This window comes from Desulfosediminicola sp. (genome assembly GCF_048381775.1).
Lineage (GTDB): Bacteria > Desulfobacterota > Desulfobulbia > Desulfobulbales > Desulfocapsaceae > Desulfopila > Desulfopila ganghwensis.
This window is the reverse complement of sequence record NZ_JBLXGE010000005.1, coordinates 300,857-315,371: the sequence shown is the minus strand read 5'-3', so window position 1 is coordinate 315,371 and position 14,515 is coordinate 300,857. Positions and strand designations below refer to the sequence as shown.

Annotated in this window: 12 protein-coding genes; 6 read left to right on the top strand and 6 right to left on the bottom strand. The window is 47.7% G+C overall.

Annotated features, from left to right (window positions below; genetic code table 11):
• The first annotated feature begins 12 nt into the window (after positions 1-12).
• From pdxH to ACN5NT_RS10725, 6 genes are all read left to right on the top strand, one after another.
• On the top strand, positions 13-657 hold the full coding sequence (gene pdxH, locus ACN5NT_RS10750; RefSeq protein ID WP_136796344.1) for a pyridoxamine 5'-phosphate oxidase: 645 nt from the start codon (positions 13-15) through the stop codon (positions 655-657).
• 635 nt (positions 658-1,292) lie between these two features.
• Complete coding sequence (locus tag ACN5NT_RS10745) at positions 1,293-1,919, top strand: LysE family translocator (RefSeq protein WP_136796345.1); 627 nt, start codon at positions 1,293-1,295, stop codon at positions 1,917-1,919.
• A 259-nt stretch (positions 1,920-2,178) separates the two neighbouring features.
• Entirely contained in the window at positions 2,179-2,598 is a 420-nt protein-coding gene (locus ACN5NT_RS10740; RefSeq protein WP_136796346.1) for a DUF6144 family protein, read from the top strand.
• 338 nt (positions 2,599-2,936) lie between these two features.
• Complete coding sequence (locus tag ACN5NT_RS10735; RefSeq protein ID WP_136796347.1) at positions 2,937-3,266, top strand: DMT family transporter; 330 nt, start codon at positions 2,937-2,939, stop codon at positions 3,264-3,266.
• A 549-nt stretch (positions 3,267-3,815) separates the two neighbouring features.
• Positions 3,816-4,628, top strand: coding sequence for an epoxyqueuosine reductase (locus ACN5NT_RS10730; RefSeq protein WP_136796348.1), 813 nt, complete (start codon positions 3,816-3,818; stop codon positions 4,626-4,628).
• Between the two features lie 887 nt (positions 4,629-5,515).
• The gene (locus tag ACN5NT_RS10725) at positions 5,516-7,000 is read left to right on the top strand and encodes a sigma-54 interaction domain-containing protein (protein WP_419175432.1); all 1,485 of its coding nucleotides are present in this window, start codon (positions 5,516-5,518) and stop codon (positions 6,998-7,000) included.
• 126 nt (positions 7,001-7,126) lie between these two features.
• Here the strand turns inward: ACN5NT_RS10725 and ACN5NT_RS10720 are convergent, their stop codons facing one another.
• From ACN5NT_RS10720 to ACN5NT_RS10695, 6 genes are all read right to left on the bottom strand, one after another.
• Positions 7,127-8,512, bottom strand: a complete 1,386-nt coding sequence (locus ACN5NT_RS10720) for a sodium/glutamate symporter (protein ID WP_419175431.1) — start codon at positions 8,510-8,512, stop codon at positions 7,127-7,129.
• 585 nt (positions 8,513-9,097) lie between these two features.
• A complete protein-coding gene (locus ACN5NT_RS10715) occupies positions 9,098-10,309 on the bottom strand; it encodes an L-serine ammonia-lyase (RefSeq protein WP_136796351.1) in 1,212 nt (403 codons plus the stop codon).
• 139 nt (positions 10,310-10,448) lie between these two features.
• Entirely contained in the window at positions 10,449-12,326 is a 1,878-nt protein-coding gene (locus tag ACN5NT_RS10710) for an aldehyde ferredoxin oxidoreductase family protein (RefSeq protein ID WP_136796352.1), read from the bottom strand.
• Between the two features lies 1 nt (position 12,327).
• A complete protein-coding gene (locus tag ACN5NT_RS10705) occupies positions 12,328-12,606 on the bottom strand; it encodes a hypothetical protein (protein ID WP_136796353.1) in 279 nt (92 codons plus the stop codon).
• A gap of 2 nt (positions 12,607-12,608) precedes the next feature.
• Positions 12,609-13,325 (bottom strand): HesA/MoeB/ThiF family protein, encoded by a 717-nt coding sequence (locus tag ACN5NT_RS10700; protein WP_136796354.1) that lies wholly within the window; start codon positions 13,323-13,325, stop codon positions 12,609-12,611.
• Between the two features lie 6 nt (positions 13,326-13,331).
• Entirely contained in the window at positions 13,332-14,483 is a 1,152-nt protein-coding gene (locus ACN5NT_RS10695; protein WP_419175430.1) for an epoxide hydrolase family protein, read from the bottom strand.
• Positions 14,484-14,515: the final 32 nt, after the last annotated feature.

Below are 14,515 nucleotides of genomic sequence, written 5' to 3'. Positions count from 1 at the left end.
GAGGAATATTACGTGGATTTAAGTCAGTTTCGCAGGGAGTATTTGAAAGGTGGTTTGAGCCGCTCTGATCTGGAACGCGATCCCCAGAAGCAGTTCAGCCTCTGGTTTGAGCAGGCGCGTAAGACCAGTGTTGCAGATCCAACGGCAATGATTCTGGCCACTGTAGGACCAAACGGCCAGCCAAGTCAGCGTACGGTATTGCTGAAGTATTACGATGACCAGGGTTATGTGTTCTTCACTAATTTTGAGAGCCGTAAAGCCCGCGAGATTGCGCAGAATCAGAAAGTGAGTCTTCTTTTTGTCTGGCTCGAGCTTGAGCGTCAGGTGCAGATCAACGGTATAGCAGAGCGTATCTCTACCGCAGAATCGGCAAAGTATTTTATGACCAGGCCCAAAGAGAGCCAGATCGCTGCCTGGGTTTCCAGCCAGAGTCATAAGCTCTCTTCCAGACAGATCCTTTTGCAGAAGTTCCAGGAGATGAAACATAAGATAGGCGAAGGCAAGGTGCCCTTGCCATCATTCTGGGGAGGTTATAGGGTAAAGCCTGAAGAAATTGAGTTCTGGCAGGGTCGCAAGAGCCGCCTCCATGATCGATTTCTTTATACCCATTCCAGTGAGTCTGAGTCAGGCTGGAAGCTCGAAAGACTTCAGCCCTGATCCGCGCGTAAGTATATTTTCGCAAAAAGAGCCATCCTGATTTGGGGTGGCTCTTTTTTTGTATAGGCTTTTTGTCACGAGGGAAGGAATACGTTGAAAGTGAATGGGGGACAGGATACCTCACCCTTCGTCTTCCGCCTCGTAAACTGCCTTTTTCCGCCGTTTTTATTGCCGGGTAAGTATGATAAAAAATTATCAATATAAAATTCCATTTCAACTAGCTGAAAGTCTGGATATTATTTTAGACTGTGTGAAGGAAGTCCCACAGTGGGATCTCGTAATTTTAGAGGAGCAAGCCGGTGTTGTGGAATGGAAACAGAAGGTATGGCCAAGGCTGGGAGTAACTAAAATCAGGGCGTATCTCAGAGAGCCAAGACCCCGGGACACTTTGGTTACTCTATATATCAATCGGCCATTCATGTTGGCTGATCCATTTAAAACCTGCGATAGAACGTTTGAGACACTGGAAGCAAAGCTCAACGACAAAATCAATACGCTGAAAGAATGCCGATAACCGGCCCATTAGGCCATCTGTGAAATGATCAAGTCAACTCAAGGGTAGATTGGCAGTCTCCTTTTTAATAATAACTGAACGAGCCAAGCAAGGACCAAACTGATTTAACGGAGGAGATGTAATGGAACTGTGGATAACATTCGCCCTGGCCAGTACCTTGATCCTGGTAATTCCGGGACCAACCATAATCCTGGTGATTACTCAATCTGTATCCTGTGGCAGGAGATCGGTGGTGCCCTTGGTGATAGGAGTGTTGTTGGGCGACTTCACGGCAATGACCATGTCTCTGTTGGGCTTAGGGGCTATTATGACCACTTCAGCTGCAGTTTTCACCTTCTTTAAATGGGTTGGCGCTCTCTATCTCTTTTATCTCGGTTTCAAGATGTTGAAGTCAAAACCAGCGGAATATGATGATGAAAAAACTTATGGCGAGAACCTGGAGACATCACATTCGCTTTTTAGAAGTTCGTTTATCGTCACAGCCTTGAATCCTAAAAGTATTGCCTTTTTTGTTGCGTTCCTCCCTCAGTTTATCAGTCCTGATAAGCCCATCGTGGCGCAATCGTTTGTTTTGGGAAGCACCTTTCTCATACTGGCAACAATAAATGCGGCGATTTATGCAATATTTGCCAGTCAGCTCAAAGAAAAGATCAGAAGAGAGTCAGTGCAGAGATGGTTTAATCGTTGCGGCGGCAGTGCCCTGATTGGGGCTGGTGTTATTACAGCCAGTATGAAGCAGTCCACTTAGCCCTCATATTTCATGAAAATCAACCGTCAGACTCCAGTGAGTGTTATAACCCTCAAGTCTCCCGGTCGGCAGACTGTCTCAACATGATAAATATTCGGGGTAGAGCGCTCGATGTCTGTTATGTAGCTGTTCTGTGATTTCAATTTCAGAACGATGAAACCAGACCTGTTTACAAAATTGAGCTTTGTTGCGCCTGGATGGCGGAACCCAGGATTGGTGTTGACGTTCACTACACGAACCCGCAATCAAGATAAATACAATGGAATGTATGCATACCTGGATTAAAGAATTACTCACCAGCTTGGATGACCTGGTTGATGAAAAAACAAAACAAAAGGTTCTGGAAAGGTGCGGGGAGAAATGCCCCTTCAGTCACATGCCTGATGAGCAACTCATGGACCTGCGAAAAAAGGCAGCTGATGAGCAGGAATTTCTGAACCAATTAAGTGATCAATGGCGTTTAACAAAAGAGGATGGGCAATACTACGTGGTGTTTGATCAATGTTACTGTCCTCTGGTAAATAAAGACATCAAGGAGGCTTCGCAAACAATGTGCTACTGCACATTGGGCAATCTGAAGCGCAAATTTTCCATCAGTCTCGGCCGAACGATTGAAGTTGAAATGAGAAAAACGGTCCTGGCAGGAGACGATGAGTGTAGATTTAGAGTTTTGATATAAAGCCCATCAACGGCCATGGCCGAAAGTGTGCATTGAGCAAAATTTCTATTGGTGCAGTAGCAGTTGTACATTATGGCGCATAGCATTCTACCCGAATACATATATCCTGAATAACTTCAGGAAGATCTTGGCACCCTTCCGGATTGGTGTTGTTGCGGCGCCCACATCCAGCCAGGTTATGCTGCAGATAACCACCTCCCAAAACACTTGAAGATTGGATGCAGATCTGGCAGGATGCTGCTCCGAATTGGAACAGGTCTGGCATATTCATATCCGGAAGAGGTGACTGCCAGATCAGGAAAGATCAACGTCTAATAAATGAAATTTACACAAACACAATGACATATGTCTACCTTGCATTGGCGATAACCTTCGAGGTTATTGCCACAAGTGCCTTAAAAGCATCAGAAGAATTTACCAGAGTAATCCCCAGTATAATAGTCGTTGTCGGTTATGGATTGGCGTTCTATCTGTTGAGTTTGGTTTTGAGAACCATGCCTGTCGGAGTAGCTTATGCGCTGTGGTGTGGTCTTGGTGTGGTGTTGGTATCCCTGGTGAGTATGGTTGTTTATAAGCAATCACTCGATATGCCTGCGGTTATCGGTATGGCTGTAATTGTTCTCGGGGTAGTTATCATCAATGTTTTTTCTAAAACAGTGAGTCATTAAGTAAAATAGCTCAATATCTCAATATACCTCGCCCAAACAGCTGCCATCTTCCGCTTGATATCCTACCAGTTTTTGCTCGGCTTCAGGGGGAATCAGATCTGGATTGAGCTTTTCAACTCTTACCCGACTTCCTGACTGGTAACCGGCAGTGTTTGGAAAAATGCTCAGTCTGGAGCACGTGAAATTCATAGGCAGAATAATATTACCTGAAGAAGACCCTGGATTTTGACACATAGTGTCCGGTAACAGAATCGTGTCATGGCACACCCCACCATCTGGTCGCTTCGATGAAGTGAAGCACCTCCCTCTTGAATGAACCATCCGAATAAAATAGAAACACGGCCAATCTTCTCTTTCAGCCCGGCTGGCCACCACGTGGCACATTGTTTGCAACTGATATACCGAGGATCATGTTGGGTACGAGGATTGGAATGTAAAGGTTTTGATTTGATCGGTCAGCCTGATGCGAGCCTTGTCCGTTGGGGTGAGAACTGGTTGAGAGTTTTTTTTTCACATTTTCATTTTTAATGAAAAGAGAGGATGTGATTTGTGCGAAGTGGTACCCAAAGAGCAGTGGGCATAACGGAAAGGGCCAAGGTTTTTGGTGCTGATTTAGCGGGGATTGTAAGTCTCGAAGATTTGATCCATTCCCCTGCCTATCTGCTGGCCCCTAAGCTGGGATTTTTCGCTAACAGGAACAAAGATAAAGAAAGGGAAATACGGCGAGATTTGCCCTGCTGGCTGGTTGAAGCAAAGTCCGCAATTGTAATAGCTGTCCGGCACCCCGAGTATGAACCTCAGCTGGATTGGTGGAGTTCCCAAAACGGTTCAGTGGGAAATACCGAAGGAAACGTGATTCTGATGAGGATCATGGCAAAGTTGGCAGACTGGCTGGAAATCGAGCAGGGGATTCGATGCTTCAAAGTCCCATACAATGTCGAACGGGGTGGAGTTTTCATGAAAGATACCGCAGTACTTGGCGGGCTCGGCTGCATTGGCAAAAACAACCTTCTGCTAACACCTGAATTTGGTCCCAGAGTGCGACTGCGGGCAATGTTGTTGTCTGTAGACTTGCCCTCAACAGGTACGATGAACTTTGTCCCGTGCGAAAAGTGTGAAGAACTTTGCCGTAAAGCGTGTCCGCAAAAAGCATTTGCCAAACAGGTGTATTCTCCGGATGAGTTTGGTATTAAAACCCTGCCAGGTCAAAGCGGTATGTATAACCGGGTACGCTGCAATAACGAAATGGTGAGGAATGAGTCTGAAGCTGAAATCGTTACCAGTGAGGACGACACTGGAAGAAGGGAACTCGTGAAATATTGTCGGCTATGTGAATTGGTTTGTCCTGTAGGTACTCAATAGGGCAGCATCTTATGAGCGGATGGTTGCCTGTAGCACATCGTGCAGTTTTACGCGTAACCCGCGATGTGACCGGTTATGGGGAATGGTTCAATACTCATTGTGGTGATAATTGCGGCACAGGTTGGTAAAAGATCTGTCTATGCTGATATTGTCTCCATCGCGTTTTTTTTCTGGAATTTGAGCTGAAACTGTTTGTAGTTGATCTGCTACCCGGCATCTCGGCCAGTACAGTCGCTGCAATTCTCACGTGTATATCCTGCTCTCTGGTTTAAACCGCGGCAGCCATAACGGCCCATCGAATATTGGTGAGAGAGATCGATTCAGTGGCTGGCAAAGCGGTATAATTCTCTCCGATGAAGAGATGAAGGCGAAAAAGGCGAATGAGAGGGACGTTCCCTTAATTGCTGATGTGTTTTCGCTGCTCCTCTAATCAAGTATTGACGGACGGTGTTAATGCTCAGCCTGCTGTACCGGTATTGGCCAGTGCCGGTTCATCCCTGGTCCGGAAATGTCATGTGTTTGCCGTGCTCCCGGCTAAAAAATAGTTTTCTACTGTTAACTCCCTATGACACCGAACTTTTGAGGGAAATTGTTCTGCTGTCATCGGAAATTATCCCTACAACAAGGATCAGTTTTCTTCTGTCCTTTACGAAGTGGAGAAATTTGGTATTTTGCTTCCAAAACAAATATGAAACCTCTGTTTCATAATTGCATGAAACAAGCTTTTTGAGTTGGAGTGTATGATACTTGACGAACACAACCTGTCGCGCTTCTGATGCTTTTGTTCGTTCCTTCAAAATTTGCTGAACCTATTCTGTGTGTCAATGTTACAGGGCTGACCTGCGGGGAATAACTTTTTTAAACATAGAAGTTGTAATAGATATCTCATGATTGAAAAGAAATATGAAGTAGATGATTTCAAAGAAAAGTATGGTCATCTCTTCGGTCATTTAGATAGTATCTTCAACGTGTTGCATGAAGGTGTTTGTGTAAGTAACGCGGAAGGGGTAATTATCAAGATGAATCCCATGTATGAAAGGCTTTCCGGCCTTGCCCCCGAAGCGTTACTTGGCAAAAAGGTTAGTTATCTGAATAGCAAAGATGGGGTCTTTGATGAAGCGGAACCAAATGCTGAACAGGTAGAAAAACAGGAAGGCATTTTCATGGGGGCTGTCAGTCCTCTCATTCTCAAGTCAAAACGGCCTGCAAATTCCATTCAGACGACCACAGGGGGAAGGAAGAATCTTCTCCATGGTTATCCCCTACTGAGCAGTGAAGGGGAAATTGAACTTATTATCACCTTTATTCGTGATATCAGCCACCTCACACTGTTCAAAGAGCAGATGGCCACGCATAAGGATATTCTCTCTGCTTTTCAAAGTACTTCGTCGAATGTCTATACCGATCAACAGGCTGATCCATCTCTGATTATTGAAAGTCCAAAGATGAAAAAGGTCCTGGGGCAGGTGGATAAGATCGGAAAAACCGACGCAACAGTACTCATCCTGGGTGCGACAGGAGTAGGTAAAGGGGTCGTGGCCCGCCAGATTCACTCACGGAGCAAAAGGGCGGATAAGGTGTTCTTTTATGCCGATTGTACCACTATTCCCGATAGTCTTGTTGAGTCGGAACTTTTTGGCTATGCGCCTGGTGCCTTTTCAGGAGCAAATCGTGAAGGGAAAAAGGGCTATTTTGAAATGGCTAACAATGGCACAATCTTTCTCGATGAGATAGGTGAGCTATCGCCTCCGATGCAGGCGAAATTATTACGTGTCATTGAAGATCAGGAAATTATGCAGGTTGGCAGCAACAGCCCTAAAAAAGTTAATGTTCGTATAATTGCAGCTACCAATGTTGATCTGGAAGATGCTGTCGCCAAGGGTAATTTCAGGCAGGATCTCTATTACCGCCTCCATGTGAGCGTTGTGAAAATTCCACAGTTGCGTGACCGGGTTGAGGATATTCTGCCGCTCGTGTCCCGATTTGTGCAAAGCTATAATAGCAAGTACAAAAAGAAAATAGCTTTTTCAGAGCAGGCCTTGATCTTGTTTCTGAACCACAGTTGGCCGGGGAATGTTCGTGAATTACAGAACCTTGTTCAAGGTATTATAATTGCACACGAAACAGATGTCGTGGAGCCTGAAGATCTGCCGACCTTGCTGGGTAGAGAGAACATTCGATCCAGTTGTCGTAAGTCGGTGTTGACCCAGGCGACCCATTCGGGCCAATCTTTGAAAGATATTGTCAACGCATTTGAGTACGAGATCCTTCAGCATGCGATGCTTGAGCATGGGTCAATGACTAAGGTTGCCAAACTGTTCAAATTGAATCGCTCTACTGTGTCGAGAAAGCTTCAGGGTGGCAAAAACTAGTCTGAATCTCTCATCCTTTTTGACTTTCCATACGTAAAATATCTTTCACGGCAAAGCCGGTGCTCTGCCATGAAAGATCCCGCTTGGCTTATCTGAAAAGTATCTTCAGCCACAAACTGTGGCAAGTTACCATACGCGTTTTTTGACGAAGCGGAGCGCAAAAAGAGCTATTGGCATTGCGATAAGATAGGCAATGAACACCGGAAGCATGAAAGATCCCTCTGTTGGCACAAAGGGAAGATTCAGGTAGATGATCTGCACAATTGGGAGAATGAACACGTTCATTATTGCAAGCTCAACTGCAGCCGGAGATTTGAAGTCGGGGTCGACGATGCGAAGTAACAGAATACCTGATGCCACTGTACCGGTGTAACAACCGAGGATTGCAAGCCCGCGTTCGAACCCATATTCAGGCATACGACGTGCAAAATACATAATTACAAGATAGGTTAAGAAACCTGCTGCCAAGACAGTAATGATGAATGGCACAAGGATTGTCTGAATATCACTCATGGAAATACCCATGAATACGGCGCAGATCATGTAATCAATAGTGCTGCTGGTGATGCGGCGAGTGCTAGCTGGGTCGAGAATGTGAATGCAATTGATCTTGTCGAGCACCTTGCGAGTGATAAGGCCTGTGATCATACCCCAGGTATAGAGAAGACCAAATCCAAGCCCGCTCACACCTTTTGGCAAAGTGAGCGACCAAGCGAGGGCAAACATGTAGCCGACTGCATAAAGAGCCGCCATAACAGCAATGTGAAAGGCGAAGTTATCAATATTTGCAGGGTGGGTAGTGCTGTTTGCGCAGTTCTCAGACTCACCTTTGGCCATCATGCCTTTACGTAATGATTCGGGCAGGGCGGCTGCGGTCTTTTCAGAAACCCACCCATTTTTGATACCGCGATTGGCAAGTGGAATACCAAAACAGATGGCACAGAGAAAGCCCATAGCGCCAAAGGCCAGGCCAACACTGCTTGCCCCCTGGATACCGTATTCACTCTCCCAGATAGTACCAAAAGCGTGTGCGGCACCTGGTGATTGAGAAAAGCCGGAGCCAATGAGATAACCGAAACCTGTAAAGAAGTCTCCGCCAATAACAAGCTTGTAGAGTTCAAACACGGTCTTTCCGGTGATGCCCTGGATTGCATAAACCATGCAGTAAATAAGCGCCATCCACAGGGCACCGCTACGCAGCCAGTTGGTGCCTGCTTCACTGGTCTTTGATTTTGCCTGTTGCATCAGGCCGATTCCTACAAAGCCGAATGCAAAAAGATGATAGACAAGAACACCAAAAACCTTTGAAGGAATAATCACCCAGCCCTCAGCGGTAGGCATGCCGATAAGACCTGTGTTCATCAGGACAAAACCGATAAGACCACCGATCAGTGCCGAAGGGATAAGTCTTTTTTGCAGGAATGAAATTTTCGCACGCAGGTAGGATCCTAAGACCAGCAATATACTGATCCAGATGAACGCTCCTACATATGGGTAAAATGTAGCTGACATAAGGTTTTTCTCTCTTTTACAGGTAGGGGCTTAGGGGGCCTGCGCTCTCACTGCAGAATGCAATAATCAGTTGGTAAAATTGTGTCGTTTTACAAAAGCTGCTTTTAGACACGAGCGTGTAACTGACTGGAAGTAGCAATAAAAATGCCATGTTAGCTGGTAGATGTGAGCGACTCGTTGTTAAGGGGTTGAAAATGAGAGAAAAAACTTGGTTTATTGAGATCAGGTCAAGTGCAGTAGAAAGGTGACGTCTTAGACCTCTTGCAGAGTTGCACAAGGGTGCTTTGTTTATCGTGCTAATAGTACGTAAAAGATACCGACAGGTGCAAAAGGCACAGGGGTGCAGAAAAGCACTGTTGAGAGAAATTGTCAACAAGTAGCAGTGAGGAGAACTATTTTTTCAAGATATGAGCATCAACGGGCGGTACATGTCGGTGAATGCGTCAGCTGTAATTTGCTGAAAATCTGAAAGGGGACGGTGTGACTATGACTGATCAAGCCGGAGTGGAGGCGGTGAGAGGTGCCTGCATACTCGACACGACTCGAAATACCCTTTTACTGAGTCGTGTCGATAAAGCTGTGTGGTTATCCCTGGCTCTTTTTTACATAGGATGCGGCAAGTCCGCCAAGGGAAGTCTCACGATAGAGTGAAAGCATGTCATGGCCGGTCTTCTGCATGGTTTCAACGACCTTGTCAAATGAGATAAGGTGGTTGCCATCAGTGAGCAGGGCATAGTCTGCGCAAGCAATGGCTTTTACTGCAGCAAAAGCATTTCTTTCAATGCACGGGACCTGAACAAGCCCTAATACAGGGTCGCAGGTGAGACCAAGATGGTGTTCAAGGGCCATTTCCGCAGCATATTCAATTTGTCGTGGTGAGCCACCCATAAGTTGAGCAGCAGCAGCTGCCGCCATGGCACAGGCAACACCCACTTCACCCTGGCAGCCAACTTCTGCGCCGGAGATCGAAGCGTTCTCTTTAACCAGGTTGCCTATAATACCCGCGGTGGCAAGAGCATTGAGAATGGACCTGTTGCTGTGGCCCTTATCATAAGAGTAATAGTAGAGCACGCTAGGCATAATTCCGCATGAGCCACAGGTCGGTGCGGTAACCACATAGCCGCCATCCGCATTCTCTTCCGAAACAGCAAGAGCATATCCGGAGAGAAGGCCACTGCGGGCCTCAATGTCTTTCAGCCTTCTGGCCTGAACCATGAAATCTCTGGCTTTTCTGGGCAGATTCAGGCCACCGTGAAGTACGCCTTCCTTCTTTAAACCGTTATTGATGCTGGTCTGCATCTTTCGCCAGATATCGCCAAGATAATCGTTTATAAAACCATCTTCTTCCACTTCGTCAACCAGTTGCCATAATGGTCTTCCTGTGCTTGCCGCCCACTGAAGAACTTCTTCCATTGATTTTTGGCTGTAAATATGGGGTTGCTCACTGACCGAATCGTTTTCACTACGCAGTTCACCGCCGCCTATGCTGTAGGTAGTCCACTCTTCTATAAGCTGTCCCTGGCCATCAAGCGCTTCAAGCTTCATGCCGTTGGGGTGAAAAGGAAGTTCTTCTTCGTGCCAGACCAGCTCGCAGGGAGAGGGTGCGAGACCGTCTATGATGGCCTTATCTGTGAGGTGACCGACTCCGGTGAGACTGAGGCTGCCATAGAGATGGACTCTATAACTCATAGCTTCGGGAGTTCTGGCTTTGAATCGTTTCGCGGCGTTATTGGGGCCAATGGTATGACTGGAAGAAGGTCCCATACCATAGCGATAAAGATATTTGAGTGATTGCACTTGCACACCTCGTGTTTGCGTGTAACAGCTCGATAGATAGCCTGATTTGCCAGCGGTGAAACCCTTGCTGGCAAATCAGGCTGTATTACCGCTTATGACAAACAGGATAGTTCGTCAGTGAGCATACTGCTCAGTGTTATTAATAGATGTCCAGACCGAGTTCAGCAATTTTTTCAGGGCTTGGGGTGCCTGTTGCAACATCCCAGCCGCAGGCTGCGTAATAGCTGTCGAGCAGCTTGGAGTAATCACTGATAACGCATTTTTCTTCATCTTTGTATGTACCGAATTCCGGAACGGAAAGAACTCTTTTCGGCAGCATATCATCTTCACGGCCAAGGCCTTCACGCATATTGAACATGCGCTGAAGATTATGGACACGCTCACCAACCTGAAGAAGCTCTGCTGCATCCATGTCCCAACCAGTGGTCTCTGCAACCAGCAGCGCCCAGTCTTCAGGGTTGATACCTGCATAGCTCATGAATTTACAGGTGCAGAGAACGTCCGGCAGAATCATTGCCCGCTGCAGCAGTGCGCAGTCCTCGCCTTTGCCTTCTTCGTCCCAGCGATCGATGGTTTCAGGGTCACGGGCGCCATGCGCTTTCATGCCCCAGTCGAGCTTACCCCGATCAAAGGCCATGCCTTCGAGCGGATGCATGTGGCACATACCACGGTTACCTGTGCCGTAGGCGATACCGAGAAGCTTGCCGGAGCGTGGATCATGGGCCGGGCCTTCGAGACCTTTAACATGAATCGCGAACTCTCTGGTGGCTTCACCAAGGGTTTCTGATGCATTACGAACACCGTTTGCGAGAATGTCGCCAAAACCTTCTCTGAAGGTCATCATCTTCAAGAGAACAGGCAGGGCTGAAGCGTTACCCCAGGTCAGATCGAGACCATCGACATCATCTGAAGTGATGATGCCCTTCTCGTAACATTCCATGGCAAAAGCAATCATGGCACCGGCAGAGATGCTGTCAATACCCCACTTATTACAAAGATAATCACAATGTACGGCGGCATCCATGTTTTTGTTGAGAACAAATGATGTGAACACACTGATGCTTTCATATTCGCCACCCTCATGAACAGGGGTCTTGAACTCACCTTCTTTTACTTCACAGACACGGCCACAACCAATAGGGCAACCGGTGTAACAGCGTTTGGAGCTAACGAGATTCTGCTCTTGAAAGTGGTCGAAAAGGCGTGCGCCTTCGCCCCAACTGTTGGAGCGCCAGTTCTGAGATGGCCAGTCACCGTCTTCATCGTTGGCAGGCATGTCGCCAATGGTACCGAATTCGTTGAAGCCACCACAAATTTCATTGCTGCGAACAGTCTTCATGGTCGCCTTGCTGGCGTCACGAAAACCTGCCTTGTTGGCAGATTCAGGCTGACTACCACCTGCAACCGAGATAGCGAGAAGGTTTTTCGCGCCCATAACAGCGCCACCACCATTACGTCCGGCAGCCCTGTCCCGGGACATGATGGCAGCAAAGAGAACTTTCTCCTCACCGGCCTGACCAATGCACATAACGCTTGGTTTCTTGCCGTTAAAGCTTTCATTCTCTTCAAGAAAGTCGGTCTTCTCATACACATCTTTACCAACCAGTGCAGATGCGTCTTCAAGTCGCGGAGTGCCGTCAGCAATAGCAAGGTAAAGAGGTGAGTCTGATGCACCTTCAACGATGATATGGTCAAAGCCTGCGCGGCGCAGATCCGGTCCAAAGTTACCACCACATCGGGATTCACCCCAGGCACCGGTTGCCGGTGACTTGAAGCAGACCATGATGGAGCCTCCACCTGCAACGGTATTGCAGGTAACCGGGCTGGTTGCGAATACAATTTTATTGTCAGGGCCGAGGGGATCTACGCCGGCTTTTACTTCATTGTAGAGTACTTCCGCACCAAAACCGGCTCCACCGAGGAACTTACGTGCTTTTTCCACATTCAGCGGCTCTATGTCACATTGTCTGGTGCTGAGGTTGACCCGCAGTACCTGTCCAGAATATCCGTTGGCCATTTTAGCCTCCTATAAGAAATCTTTTTAATTCTACTACCTGCCCCTCATGCAAGAGGGTGGTATCCTTTTTCAATACTCCGTTTTCAGAGCGAAGAATAACCGGACCCCGGGGCCTGCTTTTTTCGTTGTTCCATACGGCAGGCGATATCTCAGCCCCGGCAACGCGGCCGATTTCCTCGTACAGATCGGAGAGTTGCGCTCCCTCCTTGAGTTTGACTTCAAACTCAAGGGCCGGGAAAAACCTCTCCATGTTGGAGTGTATGTGTATTGTGATTTTCATGGTTAACCCTCCTCACTACAGGCGATACAGTTGTTGACCTGCTCAAACTCAAAGTTCTCCATAGTGCAGTTCAGCCCGTCAAAGACAACGAACCGGTTTGTGCAGAGTTCACCGGATCTGGTGAGGTATTTAACCACTTCGGTAGCCTGTAATCCTGCCACGATAGCTACAGAACTCCCTAGCGAAGGCGGCGGAGTGTCGCCAGCTTTATCGCTTTCTGATACAGGACAGATCGGGCATGCAGTTTTACCGGGTATAAAGGTGGATATTTGTCCCATCAGCCCTTCCACTGCGCCATGGATGAGCGGGATGCCATGCCGGCTGGCAGCAGCGATCAGCTCAATTCTGCTGGCCAGATTGTCAAGACAATCAACGATGATATCGGGCTGGTATCGCGATATCATCTCGTCATTGTAGAGCTCGCACAACGCAACTATGTCAGTATCGGGGTTGATCTTCTGCAGTCGTTCTGAGGCGATATCGACTTTGTTGCAACCAATCTCATCTTCGCGATATAAGGTCTGACGATTGAGATTGGACATGGCAATAGTGTCATGATCGCAGAGAATGAGCCTGCCCACTCCAGCCATGGTCAGATTGGTGGCAACGTTTGTTCCCAATCCGCCGACCCCAGCGATGAGGGCGGTTGCGTCTTGCAGTGCAGTCTGATCAAAATTCGGTGTTAAACCGCGTTGACGGCTGTATCTCTCTTTTATCACGTCGTCTTAGCGTAAAGTCCGGGCGAATAAAATTATGTCGTTTAAAAGCAACTCTGGCTCTTCAAGGGAAGAGAAGTGCCCACCTCTAGGCATCTTGGTCCATCTGGTAATATTGTAAAGGCGCTCGGCGTAGGAGCGTGGTGGCCATGGAAAGCTCTCAGCAGGAAACATTGCTGCGGCAGTTGGAACTTCAACACGAGGACGCTCTTTGGTGCCAAGAATACGGCCACCTTCCTCGCGTCGGCCATAGTAAATCCAGGTGGAGGTGTTAAAACTTCTGGTCGCCAGATACACCATGATATTGGTGAGCATACCGTCTTTGGAATGGGCACTTTCCACATCGTCGTTTTCAAGATCTGACCAGGCGTGAAATTTCTCAACAATCCAGGCGGCAACACCGACAGGACTATCCATCATGGCGTAGCTGAGGGTCTGTGGCTTGGTGGCCTGCTGGGTGCGGTAACCATCCTGTAAAACAACGCGCGGGCTGGTTTCACACTCGTGCGCCCACGCTTCTTCTTCCGGCGTCTGAGGGCCGTCAATGTGACGCATGGTCGGAAAACAGATATGGATACCATCGCAGTGTGCACCATGATCGTAACCGAGCCAGCTGGAGATCGCGGAACCCCAGTCAGCGCCGTGGGCAACATAGTTCTGGTAGCCAAGCACATCAACCATCAGGCTGTTGAGTACAGCAGCAATTTTGCGCGGCCCATAAGGCCGTGGTGGCCTTCCGGAGAAGCCGAAACCAGGCAGAGATGGAACGATGACATCAAAGGCGTCTGCGACATCGCCACCGAAACGCTCCGGGTGGGCAAGACGCTCGATAATCTCGACACTTTCAACAAACGATCCCGGCCAGCCATGGCTGATAAGCAGCGGGGTAGGGTTATCGCCACTACCTTTCTCGACGATGAAGTGCATATCGATGCCGTCAACAGGAGCTTTGAAATGGGAGAATTGGTTTATCGCTGCTTCCTGTTTTTTCCAGTCATACTCTTCAAGCCAATAAGAACACAGCTCTTTCATATAACCCAGATTGGTGCCATAATCCCAACCAGCCTCATCCGGCATTTCGTGCCAGGGGTAGTTTGCGACTTTTTTTCTGATATTGTCCAGGGTCTCTTGTGGAATATCTATGGTAAATGGCTTCATCATTATGTTCCTTTAAAAATCCTTTAGAGCGGTGT

Bases quoted from the DNA above. Each gene is read 5' to 3' on its own strand.
- ACN5NT_RS10710 (WP_136796352.1), bottom strand. From the start codon at position 12,326: ATGGCCAACGGATATTCTGGACAGGTACTGCGGGTCAACCTCAGCACC.
- ACN5NT_RS10735 (WP_136796347.1), top strand. From the start codon at position 2,937: ATGACATATGTCTACCTTGCATTGGCGATAACCTTCGAGGTTATTGCC.
- ACN5NT_RS10705 (WP_136796353.1), bottom strand. From the start codon at position 12,606: ATGAAAATCACAATACACATACACTCCAACATGGAGAGGTTTTTCCCG.
- ACN5NT_RS10740 (WP_136796346.1), top strand. From the start codon at position 2,179: ATGGAATGTATGCATACCTGGATTAAAGAATTACTCACCAGCTTGGAT.
- ACN5NT_RS10725 (WP_419175432.1), top strand. From the start codon at position 5,516: ATGATTGAAAAGAAATATGAAGTAGATGATTTCAAAGAAAAGTATGGT.
- ACN5NT_RS10695 (WP_419175430.1), bottom strand. From the start codon at position 14,483: ATGATGAAGCCATTTACCATAGATATTCCACAAGAGACCCTGGACAAT.
- ACN5NT_RS10745 (WP_136796345.1), top strand. From the start codon at position 1,293: ATGGAACTGTGGATAACATTCGCCCTGGCCAGTACCTTGATCCTGGTA.
- ACN5NT_RS10720 (WP_419175431.1), bottom strand. From the start codon at position 8,512: ATGTCAGCTACATTTTACCCATATGTAGGAGCGTTCATCTGGATCAGT.